Source organism: Lysobacter sp. A378 (assembly GCF_054052125.1).
On record NZ_JBSVRK010000001.1, the window covers coordinates 24,687 to 39,925 of the forward strand.

At 64.8% G+C, this 15,239-nt stretch carries 14 protein-coding genes; 1 reads left to right on the forward strand and 13 read right to left on the reverse strand.

Features of this window, described 5'->3' with window-relative positions:
- Positions 1–21 precede the first annotated feature (21 nt).
- The 6 genes from ACW7G1_RS00125 to aceB form a co-directional block, all read right to left on the reverse strand.
- Complete coding sequence (locus tag ACW7G1_RS00125; protein WP_456977747.1) at positions 22–2,532, reverse strand: putative peptide modification system cyclase; 2,511 nt, start codon at positions 2,530–2,532, stop codon at positions 22–24.
- Positions 2,529–3,005, reverse strand: coding sequence for a Crp/Fnr family transcriptional regulator (locus ACW7G1_RS00130; RefSeq protein ID WP_456977748.1), 477 nt, complete (start codon positions 3,003–3,005; stop codon positions 2,529–2,531). Before ACW7G1_RS00130 ends, ACW7G1_RS00125 begins: the two co-directional genes overlap by 4 nt.
- 129 nt (positions 3,006–3,134) lie before the next feature.
- Positions 3,135–3,347 (reverse strand): DUF2945 domain-containing protein, encoded by a 213-nt coding sequence (locus tag ACW7G1_RS00135; RefSeq protein WP_456977749.1) that lies wholly within the window; start codon positions 3,345–3,347, stop codon positions 3,135–3,137.
- Between the two features lie 37 nt (positions 3,348–3,384).
- A complete protein-coding gene (locus ACW7G1_RS00140) occupies positions 3,385–3,879 on the reverse strand; it encodes a hypothetical protein (RefSeq protein ID WP_456977750.1) in 495 nt (164 codons plus the stop codon).
- Between the two features lie 88 nt (positions 3,880–3,967).
- Positions 3,968–5,266 (reverse strand): isocitrate lyase, encoded by a 1,299-nt coding sequence (aceA, locus tag ACW7G1_RS00145; RefSeq protein ID WP_456977751.1) that lies wholly within the window; start codon positions 5,264–5,266, stop codon positions 3,968–3,970.
- A 39-nt stretch (positions 5,267–5,305) separates the two neighbouring features.
- Positions 5,306–6,970 (reverse strand): malate synthase A, encoded by a 1,665-nt coding sequence (aceB, locus tag ACW7G1_RS00150; RefSeq protein ID WP_456977752.1) that lies wholly within the window; start codon positions 6,968–6,970, stop codon positions 5,306–5,308.
- A gap of 160 nt (positions 6,971–7,130) precedes the next feature.
- Between aceB and ACW7G1_RS00155 the strand changes: the two genes are divergently transcribed.
- Positions 7,131–8,099 carry a LysR family transcriptional regulator gene (locus tag ACW7G1_RS00155; protein ID WP_456977753.1) on the forward strand — a complete coding sequence of 323 codons (969 nt, stop codon included), beginning with the start codon at positions 7,131–7,133 and terminating at the stop codon, positions 8,097–8,099.
- A 20-nt stretch (positions 8,100–8,119) separates the two neighbouring features.
- Here ACW7G1_RS00155 and ACW7G1_RS00160 read toward each other — a convergent pair whose 3' ends face one another.
- The 7 genes from ACW7G1_RS00160 to oleD form a co-directional block, all read right to left on the reverse strand.
- On the reverse strand, positions 8,120–9,568 hold the full coding sequence (locus ACW7G1_RS00160; protein ID WP_456977754.1) for a glycosyltransferase: 1,449 nt from the start codon (positions 9,566–9,568) through the stop codon (positions 8,120–8,122).
- 196 nt (positions 9,569–9,764) lie between these two features.
- Positions 9,765–10,385, reverse strand: coding sequence for a 1-acyl-sn-glycerol-3-phosphate acyltransferase (locus tag ACW7G1_RS00165; protein ID WP_456977755.1), 621 nt, complete (start codon positions 10,383–10,385; stop codon positions 9,765–9,767).
- A 96-nt stretch (positions 10,386–10,481) separates the two neighbouring features.
- Positions 10,482–10,904 carry an alternative ribosome rescue aminoacyl-tRNA hydrolase ArfB gene (arfB, locus tag ACW7G1_RS00170; protein WP_456962869.1) on the reverse strand — a complete coding sequence of 141 codons (423 nt, stop codon included), beginning with the start codon at positions 10,902–10,904 and terminating at the stop codon, positions 10,482–10,484.
- Positions 10,905–10,913: 9 nt separating this feature from the next.
- Positions 10,914–11,780 (reverse strand): pseudouridine synthase, encoded by an 867-nt coding sequence (locus tag ACW7G1_RS00175; RefSeq protein WP_456977756.1) that lies wholly within the window; start codon positions 11,778–11,780, stop codon positions 10,914–10,916.
- Positions 11,693–13,390, reverse strand: coding sequence for a ubiquinone biosynthesis regulatory protein kinase UbiB (ubiB, locus tag ACW7G1_RS00180; protein ID WP_456977757.1), 1,698 nt, complete (start codon positions 13,388–13,390; stop codon positions 11,693–11,695). The genes ACW7G1_RS00175 and ubiB overlap by 88 nt, the downstream gene beginning before the upstream one ends.
- Positions 13,387–14,082, reverse strand: a complete 696-nt coding sequence (locus ACW7G1_RS00185) for a ubiquinone biosynthesis accessory factor UbiJ (protein WP_456977758.1) — start codon at positions 14,080–14,082, stop codon at positions 13,387–13,389. Before ACW7G1_RS00185 ends, ubiB begins: the two co-directional genes overlap by 4 nt.
- Before the next feature lie 9 nt (positions 14,083–14,091).
- Entirely contained in the window at positions 14,092–15,120 is a 1,029-nt protein-coding gene (gene oleD, locus ACW7G1_RS00190; protein WP_456977759.1) for a 2-alkyl-3-oxoalkanoate reductase, read from the reverse strand.
- Between the last annotated feature and the right edge of the window lie 119 nt (positions 15,121–15,239).

Consider the following 15,239-nt stretch of genomic DNA (forward strand, 5'->3'; position numbering starts at 1 on the left):
CGTCAGAGCCTTCAGCTTCGATCAGTTGCCGTCACTGAGGGCCTGCCGCACATCGGCGACATTGATCGGCTGCAACAGCTGGCTATGTCCGATCTCCGCGTAGGCACGGCCCAGGTGGGCAGCCAGCCATCGCGTTTGCTGCCGTGCCTGCTGATCCTTTCCCGCGGCCTCGTACCCTGCGAGCAACGCCGAATGCGCCTGCAGCAGCTCGAATCCGTCAATCTGTGGCTCCAGCAAGGCGATCGCAGCCTCATGATCTCCCTTCAGGCGCAGTTGGGTCGCCTGCACGATAACCAGCAGCTTGCTGGTATTGATGTCGTCCAACGCGTTGATCGCCGCCGCGGAGTGTTCCAGGACGTCCCCGGAAAGCGCACTGTCACCACTGCGCTGGGCCAGGTAGGCCGCCATCAGCAATCGGAAGGCGTCGCCTTGGCGCACGGGTGAGTTCACGTCCTGCAACCTCGCCTCGGCCGCACGTGCAACCCGTCTCAGGCTCGGGATGGACACTTCACCGGGCTTGTCTGCCAACGCAGCCGATTGGGCGATCAATTCAAAATTGTGCCGATGGAATTCATCCAACTGAGCGGTGGCAGCCATCGCCTCGGCGGCTTTCTTGCGCGCAACCTCGAAGCGCTGCTGGTCGAGCGCGACCGATACCCGCTCCAGGTTCATGTAGAAACTGGACGGCTCGCCTTCGCGGGGCTTCAGGACGTCCAGAATCTGCCAGGCCTCGTCGTATCGGCCCAGTGCTGCCAGCGCGGCCGCAGAATACCGGGTGGGCTGACCGCTCCCGAGCCTTTCCGCAAGACGGTACTGCTCGAGCGCGGCCGCCGGATCGCCCAGGGCGAACCGTATGTGCCCGATATGCCGGATCGGAAATGCACGCAACGGATCCTGCGGCACTGCGGCCGCCTCTGCATAGGGAAGTGCTTCCTTGAAGCGATTGGCTTCCAGCAGGTACCAGGAAGCATTCGCCGCACCGGCAAAATAATCCGGATACAGCGATGCCAACATGCGCCATTCCTCCAGTGCCGTGCCGGTGCTGGCTGTCTCGGCCTTCCATGCTTCCAGATACAGGCGGTCGCGTGGTGGCAGCGCGGCGCGCAGGGACAGCGCCTTGTCCAGGTAGGGCAATGCCGCCTTGTAATCGATCGATGACCAATGCAGTCGCACCAGCCCCATGTAGGCCAACGCGAATCCGTTATCAAGCTCGATTGCGTGCTGGTAAAGCTGTTTGGCATCCTCCCAGCGTTGCTCCGCGGTTGCCTTCTGGGCCAATGCATAGGTCCGAAGCGCGTCGAGGTTGCCGGTCGTCACCTCCGGCAACGGTATTGAATCGCGCTGCACTACCTCAAGGGCTTCGCCAAGGCTTTCACGCAACGCGGCTGTCACCTCGTCGATCGACGCCAGTGCGGACAACGCCCCCTTGCCGTCGGCGTATTCGGCATACACCGTGGTCTGGCTGTGAGGGTCGATCACCTCGGCGCTGACCCGCACGCGGCCACCAACTTCGGCCACCGTGGGCAGGATCACGGCGCGGGCACCATCACGAATGGCAATCTCGGAAGCGAGGCCGCGGTCGAGCGCGGTACCGGGCTTTCGCTGCATCCGTGCCAAGGTGGCTTGGGTCTTCAGATCACTGAGTACGTTGACGTGGCGGGACTGCTCCAGGCTGATCCGGAAGGCCTGCTCAAGCGACGCGTCGAGCAGCGGTTGGTCAGTCAAGTTGCGCAGGTCGGCCAATACCACCCAGTCGCGCTCGTTGAAGGCAATGGCCGGTTGCGGCTTGGCCATCACCCACAGCCCTACGCCCAGCGCGAGGACCATTGCCGCCTCGGCCACCAAGGCCGCCGGCCTGCGCCACAAGGCGACGTCCCGCCAGGCCTTGGCGCTACTGCATGGCGACCGCAATGGCGCCAATCCCGCCTCACCTACCTCGAACACCTCCTGGGATTTTGACACCCCCTTGAACCGCCAGCGCCCGTGCGACTGCCAGGACAGGCGTTTCCCACGCTCGCCCAGCTCGCGCGCTGCACGGTGGGTCAATGACTCGGCGGTGGCCGACAACAGGATCTGTCCAGGCCGGGCCATCGTCATCAATCGTGCTGCCAGGGGCTTGGCCAGCCCTTCGACTTCGACCGGCTTGGCACCCATCGATACCGCTTCATCGCTATTGCGCCAGCTCAACACTTCGCCAACATGCAGGCCGGTGCGAGCCTCCAGTACGACGCCATGTGAAGTGCCCAGTCGGGCCAATCCACGGTTGTAATCGAGCGCAAAGGCGAGCCCGTCGACCGGTCTTTCGAACAGCAGCAGCAAGCCGTCGGAACGATCGATCAGGCGACCTGACCATTGCTGCAACAGTTCCAGTGTCAAGCGGTCGTGGGCACGGAACAGGTCGGCCGCGGCGCCATCACCCAGCCGCTCGACCCAGGCGGTCGAATCGACCAGGTCGGTCAGCAGGATCGTGCACAGCCTCGGTGCGCCGCCATTGGACGCCGCCGGAGCCGACGAGGCGGGATCGGAGATCATCTGGAAGGCTCGGACCGGGATGGAAGCTGCTGGCTGGTCGCCCGCAAACGGTCCATCGCCGCCTGCAAGTCCTGGTTGCGACGACGCAAGCGTCGAATCAACTCCCGTTCGTTGAACACGACACGCGTGATCGCACGCCGCAGGAAATAGGAGATCAGCTTCGGACTGGTGTCGACCAGTCGCTGGAACTCCTCGTGGCGCAACTCCAGCAGCTCCCCACCGGTGACGATATTGGCATCAGCGCTGCGAGCGTGATCGCCGATCAACAGTCCAAGCTCGCCAAAAAACTCGCGCGGACCGAAGCACTTCGCAATCAGGTCGTCGCCGAAATCCAGCTCGACCAGACCGCTGGCGATGACATACATCGTGGTACCCAGGTCGCCCCGACGGAACAACGAGGTGCCGGCTTCCACGCGACGGGTGCGCGCGAGGGACGCGAATAAAGCGTACTCGTCGCTGGATAACTCGCCCATGTCCGGACCTCGTCCTTTGACTGCGCCCATGCCCATTGCAAATTCCACGTCCGCCATTGGCAGTGCTGGAACAGGCAATCAGCATAGCACCCAGCTGAACAGGCCATGCCACTCATCGGCGACGCTTCGTCAATCTTTCAACTTGTGCAGTGCGCTGCCTTTATGCGCGGCGACATGGTCGGTTTTGTCGCTCTTGATCTCGTACTGGGGATCGTCCCGGGTGGCGCGATGGGTGTGACCCTTGTAGTCGAAGTCGCTGGTGTGGACTTTGCTGATAGTGCCACTCACGTGGCCGGCTTCCGAGTTCCAACTGACGTGGTCTCCGACTTTGTAATTGGACATGAGTCTCCTCGGATGTTTGTAGGGCTAGAACCGCTACCTACCTGTCGCCGCTCATCGCGTTCGCCGTCGTGCACCCATTCGGGTTGGAACAAGGATTGCCGGTTCCCCACAGTTTTCTCGAGTTTTCCAGATCCTTGCGCCGCTCCGCGACGGTTCTGCACACGCGCTCTTTCATGTGGGTGCCTACACGCGTTACGCGCTTGCAGATCAAGCGGTCTTCCTCGGCGCCGGAAATCTCCGCCCGGATCCACTCCAGAGAGTTGATGGCTTCGGTCCGGCCTCTTTCGTCCAGATCGAGCAACGAAGCCTTGCCCTCGATCAGGTGCAGAAAGTCGTCCTGCCGTTGCACCAGACGCTCCCGGTCGCGTTGTGACATGTCGTCGTAGGGAGACCTGTTGGCGTCCACGTCCGCCCGGACCTCTATTTGCTGTTCGCGGATTTCGGAGAATGACAGCGGCTCGTCAGCAGCTGACACCGAGAAACTGACGAACAGGCTCAACACTGCCGATGAAACCAGAATGAAAAAACGCATGACCCCGTTACCCCTTGTCTCCGGATGTTGTAAATCCACAGTATCATCAAGGGGTAATGTCAATGCGCATCCTTCAGAACGCGCCGGGTCATGCCACCACGGCGCGCATGGGTGCGAACTGCTCCTCCTCGGTCGAACCCTTCAACGCGACGGTCGAGGATTGCCCGCCCTGGATCACCTGGGCCACCGCATCAAAGTACCCGGTACCCACTTCACGCTGGTGCTTGACCGCGGTGAAGCCTTCCGCGGCAGCGGCGAACTCGGCCTGCTGCAACTCGACAAACGCGCTCATCTGGCGATCGGCGTACCCGCGGGCAAGGTGGAACATGCCGTAGTTGAGTGCGTGGAAACCAGCCAGGGTGATGAACTGGAACTTGTAGCCCATCGCGGCCAGCTCAATCTGGAACTTCGCAATCGTCGCGTCATCCAGGTTGCCCTTCCAGTTGAAACTCGGTGAGCAGTTATAGGCCAGCAGTTTTCCGGGAAACTTCGCGTGGATCGCTTCGGCGAATTTACGTGCGAACGCCAGGTCCGGCTTGCCGGTTTCGCACCAGACCAGGTCGGCATACGGCGCGTACGCCAGGCCGCGGCTGATGGCCTGGTCGATGCCCTTGCGGGTCTTGTGGAAGCCTTCGACGGTGCGCTCGCCGGTGACGAACGCGGCGTCGTTGGCGTCGATGTCGCTGGTCAACAGGTCGGCGGCCTCCGCGTCGGTACGAGCGATGATCAACGTCGGAACACCCATGACATCCGCCGCTAGGCGCGCGGCGACCAGCTTCTCGACCGCCTCGCGGGTCGGCACCAGCACCTTGCCGCCCATGTGGCCGCACTTCTTCGCGCTGGCCAGCTGGTCCTCGAAATGCACGCCAGCGGCACCGGCTTCGATCATCCCCTTCATCAGCTCGAAGGCGTTCAGAACGCCGCCAAAGCCGGCCTCCGCATCGGCCACGATCGGCTGCAGGAAGTCGATATCGCCAGCACCTTCCGCGCACTGGATCTGATCGGCACGCAACAGGGTGTTGTTGATGCGCTTGACCACCGCCGGCACCGAGTCCGCCGGGTACAGCGACTGGTCGGGGTACATCTGGCCGCCCAGGTTGGCGTCGGCAGCGACTTGCCAGCCCGATAGATAGATCGCCTTCAGTCCGGCCTTGACCTGCTGCATGGCCTGGTTGCCGGTCAATGCGCCCAGGGCGTTGACAAAGCCGGTGCTGTGCAACGACTGGAACAACTTGTCGGCACCCAACGTGGCCAGGCTGTGTTCCACCTTGACGGTTCCGCGCAGGCGCACCACCTCCTCGGCCGAATAGGGGCGCTGGATGCCGATCCAGCGCGGGTTGGTGTCCCAATCGTGGCGTATCTGGTCCGCGGTCGGTTGCATGGTCATGGTCTGATCCTCTGGTGGTATGGGGGTGGAAGCCGGCGTTCAGTCCAGTCGCCGGTAAGCAGGAATGGTCAGGAAGGCTTCCAGGGCGTTGGCGTGACAGAGTCGATCAAGCATCCCGACCGCCTCGCTGATCCGGCTGCCGCCAATCAGTCGTGCCGGGTCGCCAAGCCGGGCCGGCAGGCCGATGAAAGCGCGCTCAAGCAAGGTGAAATCGATCGGCGTGCCGTCGTCCAGGTGCAACGGGTGACCGTCGTGATGCAGCCACTGCCATAACTGCGCTCGAGCAATTTCGGCCGTCGCCGCGTCTTCCATCAGCCAGTGGATCGGCACGCAGCCGGTGCCATCCAGCCAAGCCGCGAGGTAACGGACGCAGACCTCGACGTTGTTGTCGAAGCCCGCGCGCGTGACCGTTCCCAAGGGGGGAGTGACCAGTTGATCGCGCAGCTGGCGCTCGGTGAAGGCCTCTACGTCCGCGCGCTGCACGTGGTGCTGGTGCGGTGTCGGCATGCGCTCGTCAAACACGTCGCGGGCAATCGGGATCAGCCCCGGGTGCGCGACCCAGGTGCCGTCGTGGCCGGCGGTGACCTCGCGTATCTTGTCGGCGCGCACCTTGGCCATCGCCGCTGCATTCGCGGCCGGGTCGTTGCTGATCGGAATCTGCGCCGCCATGCCGCCCATCGCATGGGCGCCGCGACGATGGCAGGTATGGATCAACAGCTCCGAATAGATGCGCAGGAACGGTTGATCCATCGTCACTTGGCCGCGCTCGGGCAGGACCTTGTCGCGGTGGACACGGAAGGTCTTCAGGTAGCTGAAAATGTAATCCCAGCGCCCGCAGTTCAGGCCGGCGATGCGCCCGCGCAGGACGTGCAGGATCTCGTCCATCTCGAACACCGCCGGCAAGGTCTCGATCAGCACGGTGACCTTGATCTGACCTGCCGCCAGCCCGAGTGACGTCTCGATGTGAGCGAGCACGTCATCCCACAAGCTCGCCTCCTCCATGCACTCCAGCTTGGGCAGGTAGAAGTACGGGCCGCGATCCTTCGCCGCGAGCAGGCGTGCGCTGTGGAAGGCAAACAGTCCCAGGTCAAACAGGCTGGCCGATATCGGCTGGCCATCGACCAGCACGTGCTTCTCGTCCAGATGCCAGCCCCGCGGACGCACCAGCATCACCGCTTGCTCCGGCAACGGCTTGAGTGCGTAGTGCCTGGCCGGCTTGCCGCCGACTTCGGGGCTCGTGTATTCCAACGTGCCTGCAGCGGCGGCGCGCAGGGCGTGCTGGCCGGCCACCAGGTTTTCCCAGGTCGGCGAGGTGCTGTCCTCGAAATCGGCCATGAAGCAATTGGCGCCGGAGTTGAGCGCATTGATGACCATCTTGGGGTCGACCGGGCCGGTGATCTCGACCCGACGATCCAACAGCGCAGCCGGCAATGGCGCGACTCGCCAGTCACTTTCGCGAATGGAGCGGGTGTCATCGCGGAAATCCGGCAGCTGGCCGGCATCAAACGCTGCCTGACGCGTTATCCGGTGGGACAGGCACGCCTGGCGAGCCGCTTCAAAGCGCTGGTGCAGGGCGGCGAGGAACTCGACCGCTTCAGGCGTCAGCACGCTTTGCTGAAGCATGCTTTGCTGATCGTTGGCCGTCGCGGTAATGGTCACCGTTGCGGTGGGATCTCGCGGGGCAAGAGGCTGTGCTGCCGACATGCCGGTACTCCGTTGGGATGGAGATCGACCATGCGGTGGCGTACCTGTATTTGACAACACAGATATTTCAATGTCTTGTATAAGATCTACATATAACTGGATCGCAACTGTTACCCAGCCTGCCGATCAGACCTCCAGCGCGTCCCCGACGAGAGTGCAAATGACTGCCGAGTCGCCCACGGTTCCGCGCTTTTCCTACAAGGGCGACCGGCTGAAGCCGCTGCGGGCGTTCTGCCAGACCGTGCGACTGGGTTCGGTTTCGCGCGCCGCCGAGGCGCTATACCTGAGCCAGCCCGCTGTCAGCCTGCAGTTGCAGGCACTGGAGCGCGACATGGGCCTGCGGCTACTGGAACGCAGCGGCCGACGATTGGTAATGACGCGCGAAGGCGAGGCTCTGTATGAACTGGCCCGGCCGCTGGTGGAGGGGTTCGATGCGCTCCCTACGGTGTTCCGGGAACGTGTGCGCGGGCTGGATGCCGGCGAACTCAACATCGCCGCCGGCAGCTCCACGATCCTCTACCTGTTACCCCGGATCGTCGCAGCCTTCCGTAGCGCCCAGCCAGAGGTGCGGCTGAACCTGCACAACGTCACCGGCGCCGGCGGCCTGGAATTATTGCGATCCGATGCGGTGGACCTGGCGGTGGGCTCGATGCTCGACGTGCCTGGCGACCTGGATTACGCGCCGGTGGCGCGTTTCGAACCGATGCTGATCACCCCGCTTGACCACCCGCTGGCCTCGCTGAAGAAGCTGAGCTTGCAGGACCTGTCGCCCTACGGCCTGATCCTGCCGCCACAACGGCTGACCACCTACCGGATGGTCGATCTGGTGTTCCAGCGCAATCGCGTGCCCTACACCGTCGCGCTGGAGGTTGGCGGCTGGGAGGTGATCAAGCAGTACGTGGCCATGGGGCTGGGGATCAGCATTGTCACTGCGATCTGCCTGGGTCCTGCCGATGACGCCCGTTTGGCGGCCCGTTCGCTGTCGGACTACTTTCCCGATCGCAGCTATGGCGTGGTGGTGCGCAAGGGCAAGTACCTCAGCCCCCAGGCGCGTGCGTTCACCGAACTGATCAAACCGGACTTGTTCATGCGCCAGGATTACGACGCCACCGGGCAATCCCTACGCTGAGGCGACTCGACGACGATGCATCAGCGACCACGCCGGAGCCGGACGCCGTCCACCTGTCGACGCACGAACCAGCGGTAGCGACCCCATAGCCACAGCCGGCCGGCAAACCACGCCATGGCCCATGGCCCAGTCAGCATCAGTGCATAACGCAGTGGCGTGACAAACGCGGCCCGTCGCAGGGCACGCCAACGATCGGCGCCCGCGACCCACCAGGCCAACAAGAGCGCGGCGCCCACCTCCAGCCCCACCACACTGGCCAACAGGCTCCAGTGCCCAGTCAACGCCAGCGCGTACAACGCCGTCGGGTACCCAAGCTGTTCCAGCGCCATCAACATCAGCGTGGTGCCGGCGGGCCGCCCCTGGTGCCGGGTCAGACGCTCACCGAACGGTTGTCGATACGCCTCGTGCACCCGGCGCAAGTCGACTTGCAGATCATCGCCATCGCCGCGCGTACGTGACGGTGGCTTACCGCGCCTTTGCGTCCATCGTTGAGCAACGCGCAGCGGACTGCGCAGCAATACATCGAAGTAGTGTCCGCACTGGAGCAGCCCGATACTGACTTGCCAGCACCGGCGTGGCAGGTGCTGGAGTTCGGGATACTCGGTGCGCGCCACGACATCGGCGACGCGGATATTGCGATAGCCCTCGGTGGCCAGTGCCAAAGCAATGAACTGATCCTCAACGGCAGTCAGGTCATCGCCACGGATCGGCTCATAGCGGTCGAACATATCTTCCAGGTAGCGGCGTCGATAGGCGACCGCGCCACCAGAGGCGCATGCGACGCCGCCTTGGCTGCGCATCAGCCCGCTGTCGACAACCCCTTGCTGGATCTGCGCGAGGTGCTCGTAGTACGCCACGCCGAGCGCATGCCACCAACGCCGGTAAGCCGGCCAATGTGCCCTCGGGTCGCGATAGCCGTCCTCGCCCAGCCAATACTGGAACGGGGTCGTGCTTGCCAGCGCGACTCGGTCGTCCTGCCGTAACGGCTTGACGCTCCCGCGGGCACTGGCAATTCCCACGCCCTGGTACAGCTCACGGACACAACGCTCGATGTAGTCCGGCGATTGAAGCACCGTATCGGCATCCAGCACGCACATCACGTCCCCGGTGAACTGGCGCGCCTGCCACTTCAAGGTCGCGGCCCGGCCGATGGACCAGGCACGCACCACGATCTGCAGATCGATCCCATTCGCGCGTGCGAACTCCCGCGCAAACTGGATGGCGTGGTCACGACCAACCCCGGCATCATCGACCAGCACCACGCGCCTTGGCAGACGGGTCTGACGCAGCAATGACGCCAGGCAATGAATGATCGTGTCCTGGTTGCGGTAAACCGGGATGACGACGTCCACGATCGCCCGGCGCCAATCCTCGGCCGGCGTCGGCACGGCCGGATCGCCCGCGCTCCAATAACCGGATACCGCCAGCCAGGTGCTCGGACCGATCACGAACCAGGGCACACAGGCCATGGCTCAGCGCCGCCCGATCCACAGTCGGGATCTCGTGACACGGGCAAGACGGAAGACAGCGTCGAAACGGCGCATTGCGGCACTCCGCGGCCGTGATCTGGACGGCCAACTGGTTCGTTTGTTGGGAAATACCACCCCAGACAAAGACAAACGCCATTACCATGCCAACCCGGCAAACCACGTGCCGGAGACCGCCTCAGGCGTCGTGATGCTTGCCCCGCGATACGCCGCGATACCACTCTCGGATGCGTCCGATGTCGGCGCTCATATCCTCACTCAAGCTGATGGGAGCCGCCACCACCAGCACCTTGTCGGGATAGTGGAAGTACACCGGCAGTACCGGCACCTGGGCGGCATGGGCAATCTTCCAGAAGCCGGTCCGCCAATGCTCCACCGGCTTGCGGGTCCCTTCCGGTGCCAGACCGATCCAGAACCGGTCGGCCTGCTCCAGCATTTCGGCCACTTGTCCGACCACCCCGCTGGCGGCACTGCGATTGACCGGGATCACCCCGAGCCGGTTCAGCACGAGCGCCACCAACGGCACCCGGAACAACGAGTCCTTGCCCAGTATCTTGATGTCCAGTCCAAGCGCCAACTTGGCCGCAAACCCCCAGATCCCGTCCCAATTGGACGAATGTGGTGCCCCGATCAGGACCACCTTGGGCAGGTCCGGGAACTCGCCCAGCATCCGCCAGCCGCCCAGCCGCAACACACTACGGCCCAGCCAACGCTGGAAACGGCTTGGCTTCGTCCGCGGCACGCTGGCTGGCAACGTCGGCACGATGTCTGCAGCAGGAGCATGGTCTGGTCGACGCATCGGCTGGATATTTCCCCGTGTTCTAGTTACCTATGTTTCCGTCGCCCGTCTTCAACTCGCCGCGAGATGGTCTCCGGCCACCGACCGGAAAACCCGTCAGTCCCACTCCTGCCGTGATCGCCCCCGTCCCTGCTTGATCGTACTGCGCTCGCGCTTGCCTGCCAGCCGTCGCTCCTTCGATCCCCGGGTCGGTTTGGTTGCCACACGCTTCTTGGGCGGCTGCAGCCCGTGACTGACGAACGCCGCCAGGCGCTCACGCGCATCCTCGCGGTTGCGATCCTGGGTGCGAAACCGCTGTGCATTCAATACCAGCACGCCGTCCAGGGTAATCCGGCGATCCCGGCGCGCCAGCAGGCGTTCGCGCACCGGCTCGGGCAGCGAGGGCGAGTTGACGATGTCGAAGCGCAGCTCGACCGCAGTCGCGACCTTGTTCACGTTCTGCCCGCCGGGGCCGGCAGAACGCACGAAACGCTCGACCAGTTCGGACTCGGGAATCACGATGCTGCCGATCTCGACCATGGCTCGAGTCTAAACGCCGCGGCGCCCGGGTTCGCTCCGACACTCCTGCGGCAGCCCCTGGAACAACTCCAGCACCTTGCCGAACGGCGGATCAACCGGCGCGGTCACCTGCAGCACGTCCCCCGAATCCGGGTGAGCGAATGCCAGCCGCTGCGCATGCAGCAACATGCGGTGCACGCCGATCATCCGGAACGCCCGGTTGTGTCGCCCATCACCATGACTGGTGTCACCAATGAGGTGGTGCGACATGTGCTTGAGGTGACGACGGATCTGGCGGAAACGACCGGTCTGCGGCTGCGCGCGCAACAGCGCGTAGCGCGAGGACGCAAAGCTCGTGGAAGGCCAGTCGCACTCGGTTTTCGCCAGCAGCTGGAAGCGGGTCGTGGCGTCCTTTTTGACCGGCTTTCCCGGCCCCCCGTCAAGCGGGTGATCCACCTGGAAGTCGCCGTCTGGCCATCCCCGACAGACTGCCCAATAGTCCTTTTCGATCTCGCCCGCCATCACCGCCTTGCCCAGCATCGAGGCACTGTCGCGATCAAACGCCAGCAGCAGGCAACCACTGGTCGCGCGGTCCAGGCGATGGACCAGAAACACCCTGCGACCGAACTGCTCGCGCAGGCGATCGGCGGCGAAGTCTGTCTCACCGCGCGCCAGGGCGCTGTCGTGCACCATCAGTCCGGCCGGCTTGTTGACCACGGCCAGGTGCTCGTCGCAATACAGCACGTCCAGCGCGAGTGCGGACGCGACCGGCACGCTGTCCGCTACGTCACCGTCGATGAACTCACCGGTCACCGTCGTGGACGCCGCGGCCACGCCATCAGCATCGCGACCAGCCCGGCCACGCCGGCGACCCAGGACGCGACCGGGATCGACCATAGCGTCGGCCCGCCCGCCTCCAGCCCATACAGCACCGCCGCCACGATCAGCAGGCCACTGCCAAGGATCGCCGCGACGGTATGTTTTTGCGCATCGCGAACGCTGCGACTCAACTCGGCCAGATCCTGCGAGCGCATCTGCAGCTCATGTTTGCCCTCGATCTGCTGGGTCAGCCAGGCGTGCAGCAATCGCGGCATTTCCGGGGCGTGGGTAACCAGCTCCGGCAGGCGCTTGCGGAACTCGCCCAACAAGCGCCTGGGGCTGTAACGGGCGACCAGGATCTTTTGCAGCACCGGCTTGGCCACGCCCCAGATGTCGATCTTCGGATCCAGCTGCCGGCCGACGCCCTCAATGTTGAGCAGGGTTTTCTGCAGCAGGATCAGTTGCGGTTGCAGGGTCAACTGATGCCGCTGCGCGGTGCGGAACAGCTTGACCAGCACCTCGGCCAGCGAGATCTCGCTCAGCGGCCGGGTGAAGTACGGCTCGCACACCGCGCGCACCGCGGCTTCCAGCTCGTCCACGCGGCTGTCAGCAGGCATCCAGCCGGCACGCAGGTGCAGCTCGGCGATGCGGCGGTAATCGCGGTTGAAGATCGCCATGAAGTTCTCGGCGAGGTAGTACTGATCTTCATCCGAGAGCTGGCCCATGATGCCGAAATCCAGCGCGATGAAGCGCGGGTTCGCCTTGCGCGCCGGGTCGGTATCGACCCAGATATTGCCGGCGTGCGCATCGGCGTGGAAGAAGTTGTCGCGGAACACCTGGGTGTAGAACACCCGCACGCCCTTGGCCGCCAGCGCGGGGCGATTGATGCCGGCCGCGTCCAGCGCCTCGATGTCGTCGGACGGAATGCCGTGCACGCGCTCCAGGGTCAGCGCGCGGCCGGCCGTGTGCGACCAGATCACCTCGGGTACGTACAGGTCGTCGCTGGGGGTGCCGTCGGGCTTGGTCCAGAAGCGCCGCAGCACGCTGGCATTGGCACCCTCACGCTCCAGGTCGAGCTCCGCGGCCAGGGTGTTCTCGATCTCGGCGACGACCTCGCGCGGGCGGATCTTGTCGGCGCGCGGATGGGTGCGCTCGACCACGCCGGCCAACGCGCGCAGCAACCGGATGTCGGCGGCAATCTGCGCCTCGACCTGGGGCCGCAGCACCTTGACCACGACTTCGCGACCGGGGGTGGTGTCAGGCGACGGCAACGTCGCCGCGTGGACCTGGGCAATCGATGCCGACGCCAGCGGGGTGACATCGAAGCGCGCGAATGCCTCGGTGACCGGGCGGCCCAATGCCTCTTCGACGATGGTGCGCGCGAGCTCGCCATCGAACGGCGCAACCCGGTCCTGCAACAACGCCAACTCGGCGGCGATGTCCGGCGGCACCAGGTCGCGACGGGTGGACAGTATCTGGCCGAACTTGACGAAGATCGGGCCAAGCTCCTGCAGCGCCAGCCGCAACCGGGCGCCGCGTGACTGCATGGCGATCGAGACAGGCGCACGCGGCACGAACGGGCGCGCCAGCTTCAGCCAACGCTCCGCCGCGGTGCCATCAAGCAGGTCGTCGAGGCGATGGCGCAGCAGCACCCGGCCAATCCGCCAGGCGCGGAAAACCGACTTCATGGTGTTGCGTCCCCGGCCGAGCCGCTACCCGCAGCAAGCTTCGATGCGCTGGTGTGCAGCCGGGCTATGCGCGCGGCAATCCGCTCCACGTCATCGCGCAAACCATCCACGTCGTCATGGAAGGCATTGAGCTCAGCGCGTGGCACCACGTCGCGCGATTCCTCGGTGACGAACTCGGCCGCACTGCCGGCGAGCTGCCCGGCCACGACCTGTGCGCGGCGCAATCCGGCCGCCAACGCGTTCGCGATCTGTACCCCCAGCACGTCCCCGAACACCTTTGCGAAGGGCCGCTGCCAGTCCGGGTCGAACCGCTCGGCCAGTCGCTGCAGTCGCCGCGCAAGGTCGGCATCGCCTTCGATCCGCAATTTCCCGACCGGCGGTGCATCGTCGTTGCGCAGGAAAGGCAGCTGCGAAATCAGCCCGCCCAGGGTGCTGCGTACCGACAAATCCGGCTCGGGTTCGCCCTCAATCGGCCCGACCTCAAGTCGCTCACCATTGACGCGAACCTGCAGTGCCAGCGGCGGCGAGCTCAGGCGCAGCGCGACCCGTCGACCATCCAGCGCGCGCAGGCTGTCGCGGGTATCGGGGTCCAGTGCCAGCGCACGGTTGAGCGCGGCTTCCAGCGCGCGCCCGGCCGCGGGCTTGAGTGCGCCCAGGAGCGACGGGCTGGACGGGTGTGATGGCTCGGTCATTCGCGCATTCTACTGGGCTTGGCCAATCCCGCCGTGGTCATGGCTGGAGCCGGAATACGCGGCGGCAACGCGCGCGAGCCCTTCGTCGAAGCTCACCGATGGCCGGTAGCCAAAGTCGCGCCGCGCCGGACCCATGTCATACCAATGCGCGGTAGCCAGTTGCTCGGCAAGAAAACGCGTCATCGGTGGCTCGCCCTCCAGCGGCAGGGCTCGCCACAAACCTTCGCAGGTGGCTCCGATCGCATAAGCCAGGCCAAACGGCAGGGTCTTGTTCACCAACGGCGCACCCGCCGCGGCGAGCAGGCCATTGACCGTCTCGCGCATGGTCCGGGGGTCATCGTTGCTGATGAAGTACGCCCGTCCGGCGCACGCAGCGCCGGGCTCAAGATGATCGAACGCATCGAAATGGGCCTGCGCGGCGTTGTCGATATAGGTGGTATCGACCAGGTTGCTGCCGTCGCCGACCAGGCGCAGCCGGCCGGCGCGAGCCCGCTCGACCAATCGCGGCAGCAGCTGGTTGTCACCCACGCCCCAGATCAGCCGTGGCCGCAATGCCACCGTAGCCAGCGATGCGTCGTTCGCGTCCAGCACGTCCTTCTCGGCGATCGCCTTGGTTGCGGCGTACGGCGCCTTGAGGTGCTCGCCGTAGGGCACGGTTTCCGCGCTGCCGCCTTCCACCGGATGGGTCGCCCGGTGGGTCACGCTCGGGCTGGAGGTGTAGACCAGACGATTGATGCCACGCGCCCGGCAGGCATCAAGCACATGCCGGGTACCGAGCACGTTGGCGCGGTAGTAGTCCTCGTAGGGCCCCCATGCACCGGCCTTGGCGGCGTTGTGGAAGATCGCCTCGCAACCTTTCGCGGCGTGGATGACCGCGTTGGCCGAGGCGAGATCGCCCTGGATCTGCCTGACCCCCAGCGCGTCGAGTTCGGGGTACAGGCCGCGGTTGAAACTGACTACATCGTGTCCGCGATCGCGCAAGCCGCGGCACAAGGCCTGGCCAAGAAAACCACCGCCACCGGTCACCAGGATTTTCATTCGCTCATCGTACGACACTGGCGCCGGGCTGCATGCCCTTGCCGGCAGGACTGAAACGGATCGCTAACGCCAACCCGCGAAGCGGGTTCGGCTTGGATGAATTGTTAGGTGCTGCTGGC